At 71.5% G+C, this 17,344-nt stretch carries 15 protein-coding genes; 8 read left to right on the top strand and 7 right to left on the bottom strand.

Annotated features, from left to right (window positions below; translation table 11 throughout):
• Positions 1-22 precede the first annotated feature (22 nt).
• From AC3CBB_RS07900 to AC3CBB_RS07885, 4 genes are read left to right on the top strand one after another with little or no spacing between them, the layout of a single operon-like run.
• Complete coding sequence (locus AC3CBB_RS07900; protein ID WP_123505026.1) at positions 23-1,360, top strand: alpha-L-fucosidase; 1,338 nt, start codon at positions 23-25, stop codon at positions 1,358-1,360.
• Positions 1,357-1,698, top strand: a complete 342-nt coding sequence (locus AC3CBB_RS07895) for an L-rhamnose mutarotase (RefSeq protein WP_488626587.1) — start codon at positions 1,357-1,359, stop codon at positions 1,696-1,698. Before AC3CBB_RS07900 ends, AC3CBB_RS07895 begins: the two co-directional genes overlap by 4 nt.
• Positions 1,695-2,681, top strand: a complete 987-nt coding sequence (locus tag AC3CBB_RS07890) for an aldo/keto reductase (protein ID WP_488626586.1) — start codon at positions 1,695-1,697, stop codon at positions 2,679-2,681. Before AC3CBB_RS07895 ends, AC3CBB_RS07890 begins: the two co-directional genes overlap by 4 nt.
• Complete coding sequence (locus AC3CBB_RS07885; RefSeq protein WP_488626727.1) at positions 2,681-3,502, top strand: amidohydrolase family protein; 822 nt, start codon at positions 2,681-2,683, stop codon at positions 3,500-3,502. Before AC3CBB_RS07890 ends, AC3CBB_RS07885 begins: the two co-directional genes overlap by 1 nt.
• 77 nt (positions 3,503-3,579) lie before the next feature.
• Here the strand turns inward: AC3CBB_RS07885 and AC3CBB_RS07880 are convergent, their stop codons facing one another.
• From AC3CBB_RS07880 to AC3CBB_RS07860, 5 genes are all read right to left on the bottom strand, one after another.
• Positions 3,580-4,254, bottom strand: coding sequence for a FadR/GntR family transcriptional regulator (locus AC3CBB_RS07880; RefSeq protein ID WP_123505022.1), 675 nt, complete (start codon positions 4,252-4,254; stop codon positions 3,580-3,582).
• Between the two features lie 647 nt (positions 4,255-4,901).
• Complete coding sequence (locus AC3CBB_RS07875; RefSeq protein ID WP_488626726.1) at positions 4,902-6,194, bottom strand: alpha-L-fucosidase; 1,293 nt, start codon at positions 6,192-6,194, stop codon at positions 4,902-4,904.
• A gap of 112 nt (positions 6,195-6,306) precedes the next feature.
• Entirely contained in the window at positions 6,307-7,074 is a 768-nt protein-coding gene (locus tag AC3CBB_RS07870) for a copper homeostasis protein CutC (RefSeq protein ID WP_488626585.1), read from the bottom strand.
• Complete coding sequence (locus tag AC3CBB_RS07865; RefSeq protein WP_488626584.1) at positions 7,071-8,576, bottom strand: M81 family metallopeptidase; 1,506 nt, start codon at positions 8,574-8,576, stop codon at positions 7,071-7,073. The genes AC3CBB_RS07870 and AC3CBB_RS07865 overlap by 4 nt, the downstream gene beginning before the upstream one ends.
• Before the next feature lie 30 nt (positions 8,577-8,606).
• Positions 8,607-9,995, bottom strand: coding sequence for a glycoside hydrolase family 30 protein (locus AC3CBB_RS07860; protein ID WP_488626583.1), 1,389 nt, complete (start codon positions 9,993-9,995; stop codon positions 8,607-8,609).
• A gap of 175 nt (positions 9,996-10,170) precedes the next feature.
• On the opposite strand from AC3CBB_RS07860, the gene AC3CBB_RS07855 reads away from it, so the two are divergent.
• Both AC3CBB_RS07855 and AC3CBB_RS07850 read left to right on the top strand, forming a co-directional pair.
• On the top strand, positions 10,171-10,611 hold the full coding sequence (locus tag AC3CBB_RS07855) for a hypothetical protein (RefSeq protein ID WP_148061134.1): 441 nt from the start codon (positions 10,171-10,173) through the stop codon (positions 10,609-10,611).
• A 46-nt stretch (positions 10,612-10,657) separates the two neighbouring features.
• Entirely contained in the window at positions 10,658-11,386 is a 729-nt protein-coding gene (locus AC3CBB_RS07850) for a hypothetical protein (RefSeq protein ID WP_123505017.1), read from the top strand.
• A 165-nt stretch (positions 11,387-11,551) separates the two neighbouring features.
• Here the strand turns inward: AC3CBB_RS07850 and AC3CBB_RS07845 are convergent, their stop codons facing one another.
• Together AC3CBB_RS07845 and AC3CBB_RS07840 are read right to left on the bottom strand one after the other, a co-directional pair.
• Entirely contained in the window at positions 11,552-14,047 is a 2,496-nt protein-coding gene (locus AC3CBB_RS07845; protein WP_488626582.1) for an MMPL family transporter, read from the bottom strand.
• A gap of 78 nt (positions 14,048-14,125) precedes the next feature.
• Positions 14,126-14,761, bottom strand: coding sequence for a TetR/AcrR family transcriptional regulator (locus tag AC3CBB_RS07840; protein ID WP_488626581.1), 636 nt, complete (start codon positions 14,759-14,761; stop codon positions 14,126-14,128).
• 201 nt (positions 14,762-14,962) lie between these two features.
• On the opposite strand from AC3CBB_RS07840, the gene AC3CBB_RS07835 reads away from it, so the two are divergent.
• Both AC3CBB_RS07835 and AC3CBB_RS07830 read left to right on the top strand, forming a co-directional pair.
• Positions 14,963-16,438 (top strand): ABC transporter permease, encoded by a 1,476-nt coding sequence (locus AC3CBB_RS07835; protein ID WP_488626580.1) that lies wholly within the window; start codon positions 14,963-14,965, stop codon positions 16,436-16,438.
• A gap of 181 nt (positions 16,439-16,619) precedes the next feature.
• On the top strand, positions 16,620-17,342 hold the full coding sequence (locus AC3CBB_RS07830; RefSeq protein ID WP_488626579.1) for an ABC transporter ATP-binding protein: 723 nt from the start codon (positions 16,620-16,622) through the stop codon (positions 17,340-17,342).
• The last annotated feature ends 2 nt before the right edge of the window (positions 17,343-17,344 follow it).

Here is a 17,344-nt window from a genome sequence, read left to right as displayed (position 1 = left end):
CCCCCAATTGGAAAGGCTTCGCATGACCACCACGCTCACACCGACCGACACCGACGTCGACACGGCACCCGAGGGCATCGCGCCCTGGTTCGTCCACGACCGCTTCGGCATGTTCGTGCACTGGGGCCTCTACGCCCTGCCCGCCCGCCACGAGTGGGTGATGAACTACGAGAAGATCCCGACCGAGCAGTACGAGAAGTACGCCAAGTACTTCGATCCCGACCTCTACGACCCGCGTGCCTGGGCCCGCGCCGCCAAGGCCGCCGGCATGAAGTACGTGGTCCTGACGACGAAGCACCACGAGGGCTTCTGCCTCTGGGACACCCGTCTCACCGACTACAAGGCCACCAACACCCCGGCCGGCCGCGACCTGGTCCGCGAATTCGTCGACGCCGTCCGCGCCGAGGGCCTCCGCGTCGGCTTCTACCACTCGCTTCTCGACTGGCACCACCCCGACTTCACCATCGACGGCCGCCACCCGCGCCGCGACGACTCGCCCGACGAGATCGCCCGCCTGCAGGAGGGGCGCGACATGGCGAAGTACCGCGAGTACCTCCACGGCCAGGTGCGCGAGCTCCTCACGGACTACGGCCGCATCGACTACCTCTTCTACGACTTCTCGTACGAGGTCGAGCACCACCACCCGGTGTGGGGCGGCAAGGGCAAAGACGACTGGGGATCACAGGAGCTCCTCGCGCTGACGCGCGAGCTCCAGCCCGGCATCGTGGTCAACGACCGCCTGGCGATCCCCGGCGACATCGTCACGCCCGAGCAGTACCAGCCCTCGGAGCCGATGACGGTCGACGGCGTCGAGGTTCCGTGGGAGGCCTGCCAGACGATCAACGGCAGCTGGGGCTACTTCCGCGACAACCACAACCACAAGGCGCCCGAGCTGATGATCCGCATGCTCATCGACGGCGTCTCCAAGAACGGCAACATGCTGCTGAACGTCGGCCCGACCGCTCGCGGCGAGCTCGACGCCGTCGCCACGCACGCGCTCGACGCCTTCGCCGAGTGGATGCGCCGCCATGACCGCTCGATCCACGGCGCCGGCGCCTCGGCCTTCGAGGCCCCGGTCGACGCCCGCTACACGCAGCGCGGCGACCGCCTCTACCTGCACCTCTTCTCCTGGCCGTTCGAGCACATCCACCTGCCCGGCCTCGCCGGCAAGGTCGAGTACGCGCAGCTCCTGAACGACGCATCCGAGCTGAGCTTCCGCGAGATCGACCCGAGCACGCCGGCCCTGACGACCGGCATGGGCGGCCAGCCCGCCGGGACTCTCACCCTGCAGCTGCCGGTCGTCCGGCCCGACGTGGCGATCCCGGTGGTCGAGATCTTCCTCAGGGAGGGCGCCCGGTGACGGAGCGGATCGCCCTCCATACCCGGCTGAAGCCGGGCCGGGAGCCCGACTACGACCGCATCCACGCGGCAATCCCCGACGCGCTCGATCCGAGACTGCGCGCCGCCGGCGTCACGGCCTGGAGCATCTGGCGGAGCGGCCGCGAGCTGTTCCACCTCGTCGAGGTCGACGACTACCGCGCCATGCGGCTCGCACTCGCCGACGACCCCGTCAACGCCGAGTGGCAGGCCCAGATGGCCGAGCTGCTCGAGGTGGAGGACGACTACACGGGCGACGACTCCGGGATCCCGCTGGTCTGGACTCTGCCCGAGACGGTGCCGATCGAGGTCGGCCAGTGACAGCGGTTGCGCCGGCCGTGCTCGGCGTCGGCCGATCGCGGCTCGGCCTCCCACGGCTCGGCTTCGGTGCCGCCGCCCAGGGCAACTTGTTCACCGAGCTCGATCCCGCCGACGCCCGGGCGGCGGTCGACGCAGCCTGGGACGCCGGAGTGCGGCTCTTCGACACGGCGCCGCACTACGGCCTCGGGCTGTCGGAGCGCCGCTTGGGCGCCGCCCTCGCCGGGCGGCCGCGCGACGAGTACTTCCTGTCGACGAAGGTCGGGAGGCTGCTGCGGCCCTCGCCGTCCACCGCGCACCGGCAGGACGACAGGGGCTTCGCCGTCGCCGCCGATGTGGCCCGGGTCTGGGACTCCTCCGACGCCGGGATCCGCACCTCGCTCGCCGAGAGCCTCGAGCGGCTCGGCCACGACCGTGTCGACGCGCTCTACCTCCACGATCCCGAGGAGCACGGGCTCGAGTCGTCGCTTGAGACGGCGCTGCCGGCGATGGCCGCGCTCCGGGCCGAAGGCGTCGTGCGGGCGGTCGGCGTCGGCTCCAAGTCGGTCGATGCCCTCCGGGCGGCCGTCGCGACCGGGCTCGTCGACGTCGTCATGCTCGCCGGCCGGTACACGCTGCTCGAGCAGCCCGCGCTCCGTGATCTCCTGCCGGAGTGCGTTGCCGCCGGCGTCGAGGTGGTGGCCGTGGGCGTCTACAACTCCGGCGCGCTGTCGTCGCCGGTGCCGCGCGGCGACCTGCCCTACGAGTACGGCGAGATGCCCGAGGCCGTTCTCGACCGCCTGCGCACCCTCGCCGAGGTCTGCTGGGGCCACGGGGTCGAGCTGCCCGCGGCGGCCCTGCAGTACCCGCTGCGGCACGAGGCCGTGACAAGCGTCGTGATCGGCGCGCGCACGGCGGAGCAGATCGCCGAGAACGTCGCACGCTTCACGACCGAGGTGCCCGACGCGCTCTGGAGCGACCTGCAGGATCGCGGCCTCATTCCGTGATGATGATCGATGCGCACCTGCACCTGTGGAGCCTCGCCTCGGGCGACTACGCGTGGAACACCCCCGCTCTCGGGCCCGTCCACGCGTCGTTCGGGCCGGACGACGCGTCGGCCGCTCTCGCTTCGGGCGACATGACCGGCGCGGTCCTCGTGCAGGCGGCCGACACCGACCGCGACACGCGGGAGCTGCTGCGGGTGGCACGATCCTCCGCCGCGGCCGACGCCTGGGCGCTGGGAGTGGTGGCCTGGGTTCCGCTGGAGTCGCCGGGCGAGGCAGAGCGGCGGCTCGACGGCTGGAGGCTCCTCGGCGAGCCGATCGTCGGCATTCGCCAGCTGATCCACGACGATCCCCGAGACGACGTGCTCGACCGGGCGCCGGTGCGCGAGACGCTCCGGCTGCTCGCGGCGCACCGGCTGCCCCTCGACGTGCCCGACGCCTGGCCGCGCCTGTGGCCGGCGCTGACACGCCTCGCCGACGCCATGCCGTCGCTTCGGATCGTGGTGGACCACCTGGGCAAGCCGCAGTCGCCTACTGCGGCGTGGCGCGCGGCGGTGGCAGACCTCGCGCGACGGCCGAACGTCTTCGCCAAGATCTCCGGCCTGGGGCAGCACACGCGGGAGGCCGCCGACGTGGCCCTGGAGGCCTTCGGCGCCGACCGCCTGATGTGGGGCGGCGACTGGCCGGTGTCGCTGACGGCCGGGACGTACGCCGACACGGCGGCACGGGGGAGGGCCGTGCTGGCGGCGCTGGCGGCCGACGAGCGCGAGGCGCTCGAGTCGGGCACGGCGTCGCGCGTCTATCACGTCGGCGTGCCCGCCTGACGGCGTCGGGCCGGGCTCGGGCGGTGGCCTCTGACGGTCCGGCCAGTTCCTGCGCCCGGTGGTCGAGGGCGGCCGGACTACTCGAGCGAGCGGCGGAGCCAGTTCTCGACGCCGCTGACGTGCACGGTCACGAGCGCGCGCACGAGGTCGGCGTCGTGGCGGGCCAGGGCGTCGACGATGGCGTGGTGCTCGTCGAGGGTGCGGCTGACGGAGCGCTCTTCGGTGAGGCCGCGCCAGATGCGCGCGCGGACGGTGCGGCTGCTGAGGGCTTCGAGCATGCTCGACAGGTAGGCGTTGCCGGCAGCCTGGATGATCCGGGCGTGGAAGTCGAGGTCGTGCGCCACCAGGTCTTCGACGGTGGTGGTCTCGTCGACCTCGTCGACCAGGGTGCGGAGCTCGTCGATCGCGTCGGCGTCGAGCCTCGTCGCCGCCAGCGCCGCGGCGGCCGGCTCGAGGATGCGCCGCACCTCGAACAGCTCGACGAGGGAGTGGTCCTGGTGCATGTCGACGACGAACGAGACCGCCTCGAGCAGCAGGCCGGGGTCGAGCGTGGTCACGTAGGTGCCGTCGCCGCGGCGGACGTCGAGCACCCGGATGAGCTCGAGCGCCTTGACCGCCTCGCGGAGGGAGCTGCGCGACAGGCCGAGGCTCTCGCTGAGCTCCTTCTCGGGAGGGAGGCGCTGGCCGGGCTTGAGGTCGCCCGCGACGATCATCGCCTGGATCTTCGAGATCGCCTCGTCTGTCACTGCCATGGAGTCACCATACATCCGACCTTTGCTGCGGGGTGGGTGGCGCCGTTCAGCCGTCCGGCCGTGCGGGCCCGTGCCGGTTGCGCGGGGGCTGAGGCGGTGCTGGCGTGTGGCCCCGCCGTTTCGGTTCGTGCCCGCCGAACCTTCGGCGGGTTCGTGCCGGTTCGGCGGGGTGGGCGGCCCGGTTCGGCGGGGCCGAGCCGCTTCGGTGGGGCCGTGCCGGTCTGGGAGGTGCGGCGCCGGTCCAGGGGGCCCGTGCCGATCGGGCGGGAGTGCGCCGGATGCGCGGGGGCTGAGGCGGTGCTGGCGTGTGGCACCGCCGTTTCGGCTCGTACCCGCCGAACCTTCGGCGGGTTCGAGCCGGTTTGGCGGTGTGGCCGGGCCGGTCTGGCGGGGCCGAGCCGTTCCCGCGGGGCCGGGCCGGTCTAGCGGGGGTGTGCCGGGTGCGCGGCGGACGGTGTCGCGGTTACGCGTGGCCCCGCCGTTTCGGCTCGTACCCGCCGATCTTCCGGCGGGTTCGTGCCGATCCGGCGGGGTGGAGCCGTGTGGGCGGGGCGGCACCGATTCGGCGGGTTCGTGCCGATCCGGCGGGGCGCGCGGCCCGGGTCGGCGGGCCCGAGCCGGTCCCGCGGGGCGTGGCCACCCGGCGCTCAGGCAGGGAGGGGGAGTGCCACGACCGCGGGGCCGACCTCGTCGCGCTCCGGCAGCGTCACCTCGCGGGTCGCGCCGTTCACCTCGAGCGTCACGACCGTGCCGGCCGGCGCATCGACGATCGCGTAGGCGGTGGTGCCGTCGGCGGAGGCCGTCCAGCGCGTCCACGGCGACTCCGACGGCGCGGCGACCGACTCGGGCAGCGCGCGCGAGCCGAAGATCGCGTCGCCGTGGGCGGAGTTCCAGGCGCCGAGCTCGGTCAGCACCCGGCGCTGCAGCGGTGTGACCTCACCCGAGGCGGTGAGCCCGATGTTCAGCAGGAGGTTGCCGCCGCGCGAGACGACGTCGACGAAGTACCTGATGGCTCCGGGGCCGTCCAGCGAGTTCGACTCGTCTTCGAGCCGGTTGTGGCCGAACGAGAAGCCGACGCCGCGGTTGTTCTCCCAGGTGCCGTGCTCGGACGAGGCGCCCAGCTCGTACTCCGAGGTGCGGTAGTCCCAGTGCGTCTCGCCCCAGCGGTCGTTGGCCACGCCCTCGGGCCGCGAGGCGTAGAAGCGCCGGAACAGCTCGGCCATGCTCTTCGGCCCGTCGGGCTTCCCGGCGTCGGGCCACTCGATGTCGCCCCAGAGCACCTCGGGGTCGTACTTCTCGATGAGGTCGGCGACGTGGTCGAACGCGTAGTCGGCGTAGTCCTTGCCGACGGGGCGGCTCACCATGATGTCGTCGTCCTTGCCGGTGATGGGCGGCAGGTCGCTGAAATGCCAGTCGAGGCCGCCCGAGTAGTAGACGCCGAACCGGACGCCGGCGCGCTCGGCCGCGTCGTGGAACTCGCCGACCAGGTCGCGCTTAGGCCCGCGGGCCACGGTGTTGCGGCCGTCGGTGCCCGGGGCGTCCCACAGGGTCACGCCGTCGTGGTGCTTGGTCGTCGGCACGAAGTAGCCCGCCCCGGTCTGCTTCACGAGGGCCATGACGGCGTCGGCGTCGAAGTTCTCGGCCTTCCACAGGTCGATGAACTCGTCGTAGTCGGCGCCGCCGAACGCCTCCTGCTGGTGCTGATGGGCCGGGCTGCCCTCGATCCGGACGGTGTTGTAGTACCACTCCGCGTACGGGTTGTGGATGTTCCAGTACTCGGGGTCGATCGTGCCGAGGGCGCCGATCGGCTCAGCCCAGGCCGGGACCGAGTACGGCCCCCAGTGCACGAAGATGCCGAGCTTCGCGTCTTCGAACCAGGCCGGCGTCGGCTTCTCGAAACCGGCGTAGGCGGGCGGGCGGACAGGGTCGGTCTTGAACATCGCCACGGTGCGAGGTCCTTTCGGTGGAGGTCGTACGACCATCCAATCATCCGATGTCTGTACGCGTCAACGGCTCGAAGAATCCCGAAAACGCCGATGGCTGACGAAGACGTCAGACGTCAAGCGCGACGCGCACAGCCTCGACGATCCCCTGATCGGTCACGAAGTGCGTGTCGGCGCCTTCCCCCGAGACTCCGGCCCCGAGCGGGATCCACGCGCCGCCGCGGCGCGGTGCGGCCAGCTTGGCCGACACGTGCACGGCCGTGATTCCCGCGCGCAGGAACTCGGCCACGTCGCCCACCCGCACGCCGCCCCCGGCCATCACCGTCGGCGCGCCCGGCTCCGCCGCCATCCGCCGCAGCACGGCCACGCCGTCGCCCGCCCGGGCCGCGCCTCCGGAGCTCAGGATCCGGTCGATCCCGCGCCCGGCGAGCGAAGCCGCCGCGGCCACCGGGTCGGCGGACTGGTCGATCGCCCGGTGCACCGTGACCTCCACGTCGTCGCGCGCGTGGCGCGCCGCGCGCGCGAGCCGGTTGACCACGTCGAGATCGAGCGCTCCGGCCTCGGTCAGCGCTCCGATCACGACGCCGGCCGCGCCGGACGACACCGCGGCGCGCAGCTCGCGCTCCATCAGCCGCACGTCGTCGTCGCCGAAGACGAAGTCGCCGGGCCGCGACCGGATCAGCACCTGCACCGGCAGCCCGACCTCGACGACGGCCTCGACCAGGCCCTGCGACGGCGTCAGGCCGCCGAGCTCGAGCGCGGAGCAGAGCTCGACGCGGTCGGCGCCGCCGGCGCGGGCCGCACGAGCGCCCGCCGGCGTCGAGACGGCGACCTCCAGGGCGGGTCGGGCGGTCTCTCGTGGAGCCCCGGCGCTCATTCGTCGATCCCGTCGAGCGGCTCGGTCGAGGCGGGGATGAAGCGCGCCGAGAGGTCGGGCTCGCCGCCGTCGGCGTCGAACGGGAACATCGGCCGGCGGATGCGCCGGTGGCCGAGCCGCGCCAGGTCTTGATCGACGCCGCCGGGCGTGAGCGCGAGGATCCAGTCGGCGGCCAGATCGAACAGCTCCGGCTCGAGGTAGCCGATCTTGACGATGACGATGGCAGCGTCGCGAGGCGCCAGGTCGAGGGCGGTGAAGTCGCGCTCGTGGTGGTAGGGCTTTCTCCTGCGGGTCAGGATCGCGAACACCGAGCCGACCCGCACGACGACCTCGGTCTCGGCGTCGCGGTCGCCGTGGCGGATGCTGTGGACGACGCCGGTGAGCGTGACCGGCCCGGCGTGCGCGAAGTCGACCTCGGCACCCGCCGTTACCGTGACGGTGGCTCCCACCCCGGCCTCGACGGCCGTCGCCACGGCCGCGGCGCCCGGCACCGACGCGTAGATCACGACGGGGGAGTCGTCGGAGCGGAACTCGGGTCGCGCGAGCAGCCGGGTCAGGCCCCAGCTCATGTCGCCCGACCCGCCCGCGGTCGGGTTGTCGCCGGAGTCGCTGATGACGAAGGGGCGGGCGGCCGAGGCCAGCGCCCGGTCGAGCGCGCCGTCGAGGGTGTCGGCGGGGGCGACGAAGGCGAAGCGGTCGCGGGCGGCCCAGAACCCGGCGGCGAGTTCCTGCGCCGCCTGGGCCACCGCTGCCTCGTCGGTGCCCGTGACCATCGCGACGGCCCGGTTGCGCGGCTCGTCGGCCCACGCGTAGCCGACCCAGATTGCGGCGTCGAGCACACCCGGGCGCGCCTCGACCTCGGCCACGCGCGCATAGACGGAGGCAGCCGGCTCGAGGCGCGTCGACGTCTTCTCGCCCGGCAGCAGCACCGGGATCGGCACCCAGGCCTTGAACGGGCGCGGTCGTCGTGAGGCGAGATGCTCGATGAGATTGCGGACGGCCCGCTTGCGCGTCTCCTCGGCGTCTTCGTGCGGGGCCAGGCGGTAGCAGGTGATCAGGTCGGTCTGGTGGGCGAGCTCTCGCGAGACGTTGCCGTGGAGGTCCATCGACGTCGAGACGATCGGGCGCGCGCCGATGACGGCCCGGATGCGGCGCAGCAGGTCGGCCTCCACGTCGTCGAGCCCCTCGACGCTCATCGCGCCGTGGATGTCGAAGTAGAGGCCGTCGAGCGGCGGCAGCTCGGCGAGCCGGGCGGTGAGCTCGTCGGCGAGACGCTCGTAGTCGGCGCGCGGCACGGCACCGCCGGGGAGGGCCTTGCCGCGCAGGGCGCCGTACCACTCGGCCGCCTCGCGCAGGGGCTGCCCCGCGGCGAGGAACCCGCACGAGTCGACGACCTCCTGGCCGCGCTGCGCGTGGAAGTCCTCGGCCGTGGTGCGGCCCGGCGAGAACGTCGACGACTCGGTCGCGAGGCCGGCGATGGCGATGACGGGGCGTGAGCTCACGCGTCCGACCCTAGCGGGGGCGCGAGAGGGCTACGCGATCGTGAAGGTCGAGAACGAGTCGGCCGGCAGCAGGGCCTCGAACACCTGGCCGTCGAGGCCGACCTTGTAGGGCAGGGGGTCGCCGAGGTCGTTCTGCACGACGACCACGACGCTGCCGTCGGGGTTCTGGAAGGCCAGCTGGTTCTCGTAGCCCGACCAGCTGAACGCCTCGATGCGCACGGCGCCGGGCTTCACGAACCCGCTGAGGTGCTTCATCAGCCAGTACTCGTGGGTGTACCGGAACGTGCTGGTCGCGGGATCGACGACGACGAGCGAGTTCTGCGCCCAGCCCCAGCGGCTGACGCCGCCCTCGTCGAGCGCGAGGTTCCAGTAAGTGTAGGCGCTTGCGCCGTTGCTCAGGAAGTGCTTCATCAGCGACCAGGTGTGGCGGGCGAAGCGCCAGTCGTTGAGGCCGTCGCCGCACTCCTGCTCGGTCTGGTAGAGGGCGAGCTCCGGATGGGTGCGGTGGATCTCGGCGATGGCGCCCTTGCCCGCCCACTGGAACCCCGCACCCCTGACCCAGCGCGACGCCTCGGGGTCGGCCAGGACATCGGTGAGCAGGTGGGTGGCCGCGCGTTCCTGCGTCCCGAAGAAGACGTCGACCCCGAGCTCGGCCATCGCCGGCCCGAGCACGCGGATGAACCGCGTGAGGCCGTCGGGGGTCCACGTGCAGCTCGGGAACACCTGCGCGGAGTTGAACTCGTTCTGCGGCATCACCATCTCGATCGCGATGCCCTCGGCGGCGTAGGCCGTGACGAACCGGGCGAAGTAGCGGGCGTACGCGTCGAGGTACTCCGGCTCGAGGCGGAACATGTCGGTGCCCTCGGCGCCCACCTGCTCGTCGCCGATGCCGTTCTCGACGCCCGAGCCGGAGAACGGCTTCGCGCCGGCGTAGTGGCCCGTCGACTTCATCCAGGTCGGCGGACTCCACGGCGACGCCCACAGCCGGAGCGCCGGCTGCTCGACCTGGGCGGCCTGGATGAACGGCACGAGCGTCGACCGGTCGTGGTCGATGCTGAAGTCCGCGAGCTCGAGGTCGCCGGGGGTCTCGTCGTACGAGTACCAGTCGGTCGAGAAGTCGTTCGCGCCGATGGGCATGCGGCAGATCGTGAATCCGGCGGAGTCGCTGTCGGCGTCGCCGGAGAACATCTGGCGCAGGATCCCGCCGCGCTCCTCGGGGGTCAGCCGCGCGAGGGCGGTCCACCCCAGCTCGTTGAAGCAGACGCCGAAGCCCTCCATCGTCTGGTCGGTGTGCTCCCGGTTCAGGATCACGTTCGGGAAGTCGGTCATCGCCGTGATCACCATCGGCGTCGATGCCGGGGCCGGCTGGGTCTGCCACGGGAGATCCTGCGTCGTGACGGTCCAGGTGATGTCGGGCATGGGGCTCCTGCGGGTCGTGCTGGCCGCCTGGTGCTGCCCGGGGCCGAGCATTTGCTGTCGTTCGCAACAAACCTACCGGTGTTCGGTGTTCGGCGCGACCGGCACCGCGCCGAGTCTGGTGCGCCTCAGCGGCTGGTACCGTCGTCGCAGATCGCACCATCACACCGGGGGAACCATGAACAACGCACGCCCGCGCGCAGCCGCCGCGCTCCTTCTCGCTGCCGTCGTGACCGGGGGCCTCGTCGGCTGCTCGCCGGTCGCCGCGGTCAAGGCCGTCTCGAAGGGGGCGGAGTGCCAGTCGATCAAGCGGCACGTGCAGGCATCCGAGGTCGAGGTGAAGGCGCACACCGCCGACACGAAGACCGATCCCGCAGCCTACGAGACGGCCATGAAGCACCTCAGCGTCGACATCGCCGATGCGGCGAAGTCGGTCGGCGACGCCGAGGTGAAGTCGTCGGCTCAGGATGTCGCAGAGTCGCTCGATGTGCTGGTGACCGACTACACGACGTTCTCCGACAGCGGGTTCACCGAGGGCGCGGCCCAGGTCGTCGCCGACAGCAAAGACGTCAAGACCGCCGACGCCGCCTTCGAGAAGGTGTGCGGCTACCAGCTCTGACCGGCGGATCGGCCGCTTTCGGGGCCGGGCGTGCGACGATAACCGGGTGCTCGTTCTCGCCTGCGTCGTCGTCGCGCTCGTCATCGCCGTAATGATCCGGCGCTGGTGGGCGATGTCGCGGGCGCCGAAGCCGGCGCGGCAGGAGGCTCCGACGGCGGGGGCGGGAGTTCCTGCGCCCGGAGCCGAGGTCGTTCTCGGCGCGCCCAACGCCACCGACGTGGCGGGCGCCGACGCGGCCTGGTCAGAGGCCAGGAGGCTGCGGGCCGCGTTGCTCGATCAGGAGGTTCCGCCGACGATCTCCGCGTGGGAGATCGTGCCGGAGGCCGGCGAGGTCTTCTTCTACGACCTGAAAGCCGTGCACGAGCGCTTCTACGGGCAGGACGCCGGCTACCAGCCGACAGGGAGCTTCCTGCTCGGCAGCCCCGCGTTCATCCTCGCGGGCCTCGTCGTCACCGGCGCGGTCAACGCCTCGCGCCAGCGCGCCGCCCAGGCTCTGGCTGCGACGCAGTGGCGCGACCGCGAGGGCATCCGGGTGCTCGTCACCAACCACCGTCTGCTCTGCCTGGTGCGGGGGCAGTGGCTGAGCTTCCACTACGGCGCGATGACGGCCGTCTACCCCGAGGTCGCCGAGCGCACTCTGGTCTGCGGTTTCGAGAGCATCCCGCCGCTGCGCCTGTCGGGCATCGACGCGCCGATCCTGGCGGTCATGACGCTGTTCATGACGCACGGCGCCGACGCGCTCGCCCAGCACCCGGCGCTGCGCCCCCTCGACTAGCGGCTGCCCGGCTCGGCGCGACACCACAATCGGGACTCCCCACCGCGACCACACCGCCCGACACCACGATCGGGACTGCGCACCACGAGATTTCGTGGTGCCCAGTCCCGATCGTGGGTTGAAGCGGGGGATCAGGCGCAGGAACCGCACCCACCCCCGCCGGGCCTACTGCGCGGGGTGCGAGCGCTCGAGCTTCGCGCCCTCCACGTCGACGTCGGGCACGATCCGGTCGAGCCACTTCGGGAACCACCAGGCCGTCTTGCCGAGCAGGTGCATCGCGGCCGGGATCAGCAGCATGCGCACCACGAACGCGTCGAGCAGCACGCCGAACGCCAAGCCGAAGCCGATGGGGCGGATGGTCGACGACTCCGAGAAGATGAAGCCCGAGAACACCGAGATCATGATGATCGCGGCTGCCGTGACAACCGCTCGCCCGGCGGAGAGGCCGCGCTGGACGGCGATCTTCGCGGGTGCCCCGTGGGCGTACGCCTCGCGCATGCCGGAGACCAGGAAGAGCTGGTAGTCCATCGCGAGACCGAACAGCACTCCGACCTCGATGACCGGCAGGAAGCTCAGGATCGGGGCGGGGTCGTGCACGCCGAACAGGGCGCTGGCCCAGCCGAACTGGTACACCGCCGTCAGGGCGCCGAAGGTCGCGAGCAGCGACAGCACGAAGCCGGCGGTCGCGGTCAGCGGCACGAGGATCGACCGGAACACCAGGATCAGGATCAGCAGCGACAGCCCGACGACCAGCACGAGGTAGATCGGCAGCGCGTTGGCGAGCTTCTCCGACACGTCGATGTTGGCGCTGGCGTTGCCGGCGACGCCGAGGGTGATGTCTCCGGCGTCCGACGTGAGCGGCGAGAGGTCGCGCAGCGAGTGCACGAGCGTCTCGGTCGACTCGCTCGACGGGCCGCCCTCGGGGACGACCTGGAACGCCACGACGGTTCCGTCTGACGAGGCGCCGATGGGGGCGACGGCCGCCACGTCGGAGTTCGAGGTCAGGGCCTTGCCAATCGTGATCTCCTGCTTCAGGAGGTCGTCGTCGGTCGCCTTGGCGGGCAGGTCGGCCACGACGACGAGCGGGCTGTTCTGCCCCGCGCCGAACTCGCGCTCGAGGGTCTTGTAGGCCTTGTACTGGCTGGAGTCGGTGGCCTCCGACGAGCCGTCGGGCAGCCCGAGGCGCATCTGCATGGCGGGCAGGGCGATGACGCCGAGGATCACGACGCCGAGCACGAGGGTGGCGACGGCGCGCCAGCTCTTCATCGGCGCGTTCGGCACCCGGGTGGAGGCCGTGTTGCCGATGGCGGCACGCTCCTTCTTGCGGAGGATGCGCATGCCGACGAGCGACAGCATCGCCGGAGTGAACGAGATCGCGACGAGGATCGCGACGGCGACCGCGACGGCTCCGACGGTGCCCATCAGGCCGAGGAAGGGGATGCCGGTGACGTTCAGAGCCAGGAGGGCGACGATGACGGTCGAGCCGGCGAAGACGACGGCGTTGCCGGAGGTGCCGTTCGCGAGTCCGATCGACTCGTGGACGTCCATGCCCTGCTTCAGCTGCTTTCGATGCCGGTTCAGGATGAACAGCGAGTAGTCGATGCCGACCGCGAGGCCCAGCATGATGCCGAGGACGGTGGTGACCGAGTTGAACTCGACCAGGCCGGAGAAGGCCATGGCACCGAGAACAGAGGCGGCCAGGCCGACGATGGCGCTGAGCAGGGGCAGCACCGCGCCGATGATGGTCGACAGCATGATCAGCAGGACGATGGCGGCGACGATCACGCCGACGACCTCGCCCGGCCCGACGATGCTCGGCACGCCCTGGGCGATGTCGCTCGTCGGGTAGATGCGGACCCCGTCGATGCCCTTGGCCGATTTGTCGACGATCGCGGTCTTCAGGTCGGGGTCGACCTCGTACGTGCCGGTGGTGAACTGGATGGAGCCGACGGCGCTGGTCCCGTCTTTCGAGACGAAGCGGATGTTCGACGAGAGGTCGAGCAGCTGCGAGTTGAGCTCGAGCGTGGTGCTCTGGGCCTCGAGCTTCTTCTTGCTGGCGTCGAGCTTCGCCTGGTTCGCGTCGATCGTCTTCTGCTGGCCGTCCAGGATCGCCTGCTGGCCGTCGAGCTGGGCCTTGGCGACGGAGTAGCTGCCGCTCGCCTTCGCCGCGGCGACCGCGCCGTCGAGCTGCTTCTGAGCGGCTTCGAGCTGCGGCTCGGCCGCGTCGATCTGGTCCTGCGCGTCGGCGAGCTGCGTCCGCCCGTCGTCGATGGCCGTGCGCCCGTCGACGATCTTCTGCTTGCCGTCCTCGAGCTGCGCCTGCGTCGTGAAGGGGCTCGTCGCCGACTTCACGCCCTTCATGTCGGCGACCTCGCCGAGCCACGACTTGATGTCGGACTTCTCGGCCGAGGTGAAGGCCTTGCCCGATGTCGTCTCGAAGACGATGCTGCCGCTGCCGCCCGAGGCCTTCGGGAACTTGTCCGAGAGCTCGTTCTGCACCTGCTCGGTGGCCGTGCCGGGAATGCTGATCGCCGACGAGATCGTGCCCTTGAACAGCGAGAAGCCGACGCCGGCCAGCGCGATGATCACCACCCAGGCGACGATGACGGTCCAGTGGCGGCGGGCGGAGAAGCGCCCGAGACGGTAGAGGAGTCCGGCCATGCTGCTGATCTCGGCTTTCTGCGTTGATGTGGTGGAGGTGTGCGGGTGGGGTGCGCCGGTGAACCCCGGGTGAGACGTCTAGTGGTGGTAGCCCGTGCGGACCGTGTCGATGAGGCGGCCGAGCAGCTCGCTCCACTGTGCTCGCGTGCCGGCGTCGAGGCGCACGTCGGTCATGACGACCCAGTGCTTGGCGATGACGATGACGCCGCCCATCAGCGAGCTCACGAGCAGCTCGGCGTCGAGCGAGTCGGCGCCCGGGTTGCGGCGGGCCACCTCGGGCAGCAGCCGCTCGGCAGCGCGCGCGAAGGCGGCGTCGCTGAGGGCGCGGCCTCGGGAGTCGATCGGGTCGAGGGGGCCCAGGATCCGCCCGATCGACGCGATGGCCGACGGCAGGTCGGCGGTGCGCAGCATCTGCGCCACCTCGTCGAACATGGCGGAGCGGCTGCCGTCGCCGACCGGGGTGGCCCGGGCGACCGCGAGGAAGTCCTCGATGATGACCTCGAGCGCATCGTCGCAGAGGGTGAGCAGGATCTCGTCGAGCGAGGCGAAGTGGTTGAACACCGTGCGACGGGCGACGTCGGCGCGCTCGGCCAGCTCGTCGACGCTGAACCGCGGGCCGCCCTTCTCGTCGACCAGCTCGCGCGCGGCGCCGAGGATCGCGGCGCGGTGGCGCGCCTTCAGAGCGGCGCGACGGTCGGGTACCTCGGTGATCACGAGATCACACTAGGTGCATCCATGCACTCGGTGCATGCACGCACACGCGATTCGCAGGCATTGGCTTCGAGCAACGCGCTCGTCCATAGCGTTCCCTTACGTTCTCTTGGCGGCTCCTGTGGAGGCTGAGGGCGGGCCGGCAGGGCGCCTTCCTAGCGTGAGCGAGTCCGACAGTCAGGACCCCCGACCACAGGAGCCCGCATGTTCTTCACCTACCTCCGCCGAGAGCTCGGCAACCGCAAGAAGCAGAGCATCATCATCGCGATGGGCATGGCCCTGGCCATCGCGCTCGTCATCATCGTCAACGGCGTCTCGGCCGGGGTGAAGAGCGCGCAGTCGACGGCTCTCTCGTCGGTCTACGGCGTCGGCACCGACATCACCGTGACGAAGACCGCCACGGCCGGGGGCGCGGGAGCGGGTGGCCAGCAGTTCGCCTTCGGCTCCGGCGACTCCGCCAGCGGCTCGTCGAGCAGCAAGACCAAGCTGTCGCAGTCGACCCTGCAGCTCGCGATGGGCACGTCGAGCCTCAAGGAGTCGTCGCTCGCCACGGTCGAGGCCGTCGAGGGAGTGAAGTCGGCCACCGCGACCCTGAGCCTCACGAACAGCTCGTTCTCGGGCTCGATCGGGGCGGCGCCGTCGAGCGGCGGCACGAGCGGCTCCGGCACCACCGGCGAGGCTCCGACCACCGGAAGCGGCACGGACTCGAGCAGCAGCACGAGCACCGGCACGGGCCCCAGCAGCTTCAGCGTCGACTCGTTCACCGTCACCGGCATCTCGACGACCGACACGAGCGTGGGGCCGATGTCGGCGACGGCGCTCGACTCCGGCCGCTACCTGAAGGCCAGCGACGACGGCACGAAGAACGTCGTGCTCGACAGCACCTACGCGACCACCGAGAAGAAGACCGTCGGCGACACCCTCACCATCGGCGGCAAGAAGTTCACCGTCGTCGGGATCGTCTCGTCGTCGTCGTCGAGCTCGGCCACCGCCTCTGACACGTACATCCCGCTCGACACCGCGCAGTCGCTCGCCGACCTCGACGGCAAGGTCACCGACATCTCCGTCTCGGCCGACTCGGCGTCCGACGTCACGAGCATCCAGACCGCCATCGAGAAGGCCCTCCCCAGCGCGACGGTCTCGACCGAGGCCGATCTGGCCTCGAGCATCTCAGGCTCGCTCTCGACCGTCTCGAACCTGGTGTCGAACCTCGGCAAGTGGCTGTCGCTGATCGTCCTGGCCGCCGCCTTCGCCATCGCCGTGCTGTTCACGGTCTCCGGCGTCAGCCGCCGCACCCGCGAGTTCGGCACTCTCAAGGCGATCGGCTGGTCGAACGGCCGGATCGTGCGCCAGGTCGCCGGGGAGTCTGTGGTCAACGGCCTCATCGGCGGGGCCATCGGCGCCGCGGTCGGCATCGCCGGGATCATCATCGTCAACGTCATCGCCCCGACCCTGTCGACCGCCGCCGCGGCGTCGACCTCCGGCCCCGGCGCCGGCGGCCCCGGCGGAGCGTCCACCGCGAGCACGACGACCGACATCGCGCTCCAGATCCCGCTGACGGCGGGCATCATCCTCATCGCGGCAGGCTTGGCCGTGCTCGGCGGACTCCTCGCCGGCGCCTTCGGCGGATGGCGGGCCTCGCGCCTGCGACCGGCCGAGGCGCTGCGGAGCGTCGCGTGAGACGCACGTCGCGCCGGGCCGGGCCCGCTCCGGCCGAGGGCCGCGGGAGCGTCTCGCCCAGCCCGACCACGATGGCCCGCCCCGCCTTCGCACCCCGATTCGCCGCAGCCCGTTGCGCCGCACCCCGTACCGCCGCACCCCGTTGCGCCGCACCCCTTGCCGCCGCACCCCAGGAGACCCCATGACCACGACCATCCCGACCCCGCTCGCCACGACCATCGGCGGCCGCGATGCCGCGTTCACGCTCACCGGCGTGACCAAGACGTACCGGCAGAAGAAGCGCACCGTCGAGGCGCTGCGCGGCGTCGACCTGGTGATCCCGCGCGGGCAGCTCGTCGCCGTGCAGGGCCCGACCGGCGGCGGCAAGTCGACGCTGCTGCAGATGCTGGGCGCGCTCGACCGGCCGACCTCGGGCTCGGTGAAGCTGGGGGCGCAGGAACTCGCGACGGCCTCCGACGGGGCCCTCGCCCGGGCGCGCGCCACCGAGATCGGATTTATCTTCCAGGGGTTCAACCTGATCCCGACGCTGTCGGCGGCCGAGAACGTCGAGACCGCGTTCGCCGACAGCTCCCTGCCGCGAGACGAGCGCCGCAACCGGGTGGCCGCCGCGCTCGAGTCGGTCGGCCTGGCGGAGCGGGCCGAGCACCTGCCGTCGGAGCTCTCCGGCGGCCAGCAGCAGCGTGTCGCGATCGCCCGAGCCCTCGTGAAGGAGCCGCGCGTGCTCCTCGCCGACGAGCCGACGGGAGCCCTCGACGAGGTGACCCGCGACGAGATCATGGCGCTGCTGGAGGGGGTGTGGCGGGAGCGCGGCCTGACGCTGGTGATCGTGACGCACGACTCGGCGGTGGCTCGCCGCGCCGAGCGCCGCCTCTACATCAAGGCCGGCCAGGTCTCCGAGCGCTAGAC

The sequence above is a fragment of the Frondihabitans sp. OV104 genome (assembly GCF_057787745.1).
The sequence above is the reverse complement of the archived record's forward strand: the minus strand, read 5'-3'. Positions and strand labels throughout refer to the sequence as shown.

What these genes read in the sequence shown, in the direction of transcription:
- AC3CBB_RS07900 (WP_123505026.1), top strand. Translation starts at nt 23, where the DNA reads ATGACCACCACGCTCACACCGACCGACACCGACGTCGACACGGCACCC.
- AC3CBB_RS07885 (WP_488626727.1), top strand. Translation starts at nt 2,681, where the DNA reads ATGATGATCGATGCGCACCTGCACCTGTGGAGCCTCGCCTCGGGCGAC.
- AC3CBB_RS07880 (WP_123505022.1), bottom strand. Translation starts at nt 4,254, where the DNA reads ATGGCAGTGACAGACGAGGCGATCTCGAAGATCCAGGCGATGATCGTC.
- AC3CBB_RS07875 (WP_488626726.1), bottom strand. Translation starts at nt 6,194, where the DNA reads ATGTTCAAGACCGACCCTGTCCGCCCGCCCGCCTACGCCGGTTTCGAG.
- AC3CBB_RS07870 (WP_488626585.1), bottom strand. Translation starts at nt 7,074, where the DNA reads ATGAGCGCCGGGGCTCCACGAGAGACCGCCCGACCCGCCCTGGAGGTC.
- AC3CBB_RS07860 (WP_488626583.1), bottom strand. Translation starts at nt 9,995, where the DNA reads ATGCCCGACATCACCTGGACCGTCACGACGCAGGATCTCCCGTGGCAG.
- AC3CBB_RS07855 (WP_148061134.1), top strand. Translation starts at nt 10,171, where the DNA reads ATGAACAACGCACGCCCGCGCGCAGCCGCCGCGCTCCTTCTCGCTGCC.
- AC3CBB_RS07845 (WP_488626582.1), bottom strand. Translation starts at nt 14,047, where the DNA reads ATGGCCGGACTCCTCTACCGTCTCGGGCGCTTCTCCGCCCGCCGCCAC.
- AC3CBB_RS07835 (WP_488626580.1), top strand. Translation starts at nt 14,963, where the DNA reads ATGTTCTTCACCTACCTCCGCCGAGAGCTCGGCAACCGCAAGAAGCAG.
- AC3CBB_RS07830 (WP_488626579.1), top strand. Translation starts at nt 16,620, where the DNA reads ATGACCACGACCATCCCGACCCCGCTCGCCACGACCATCGGCGGCCGC.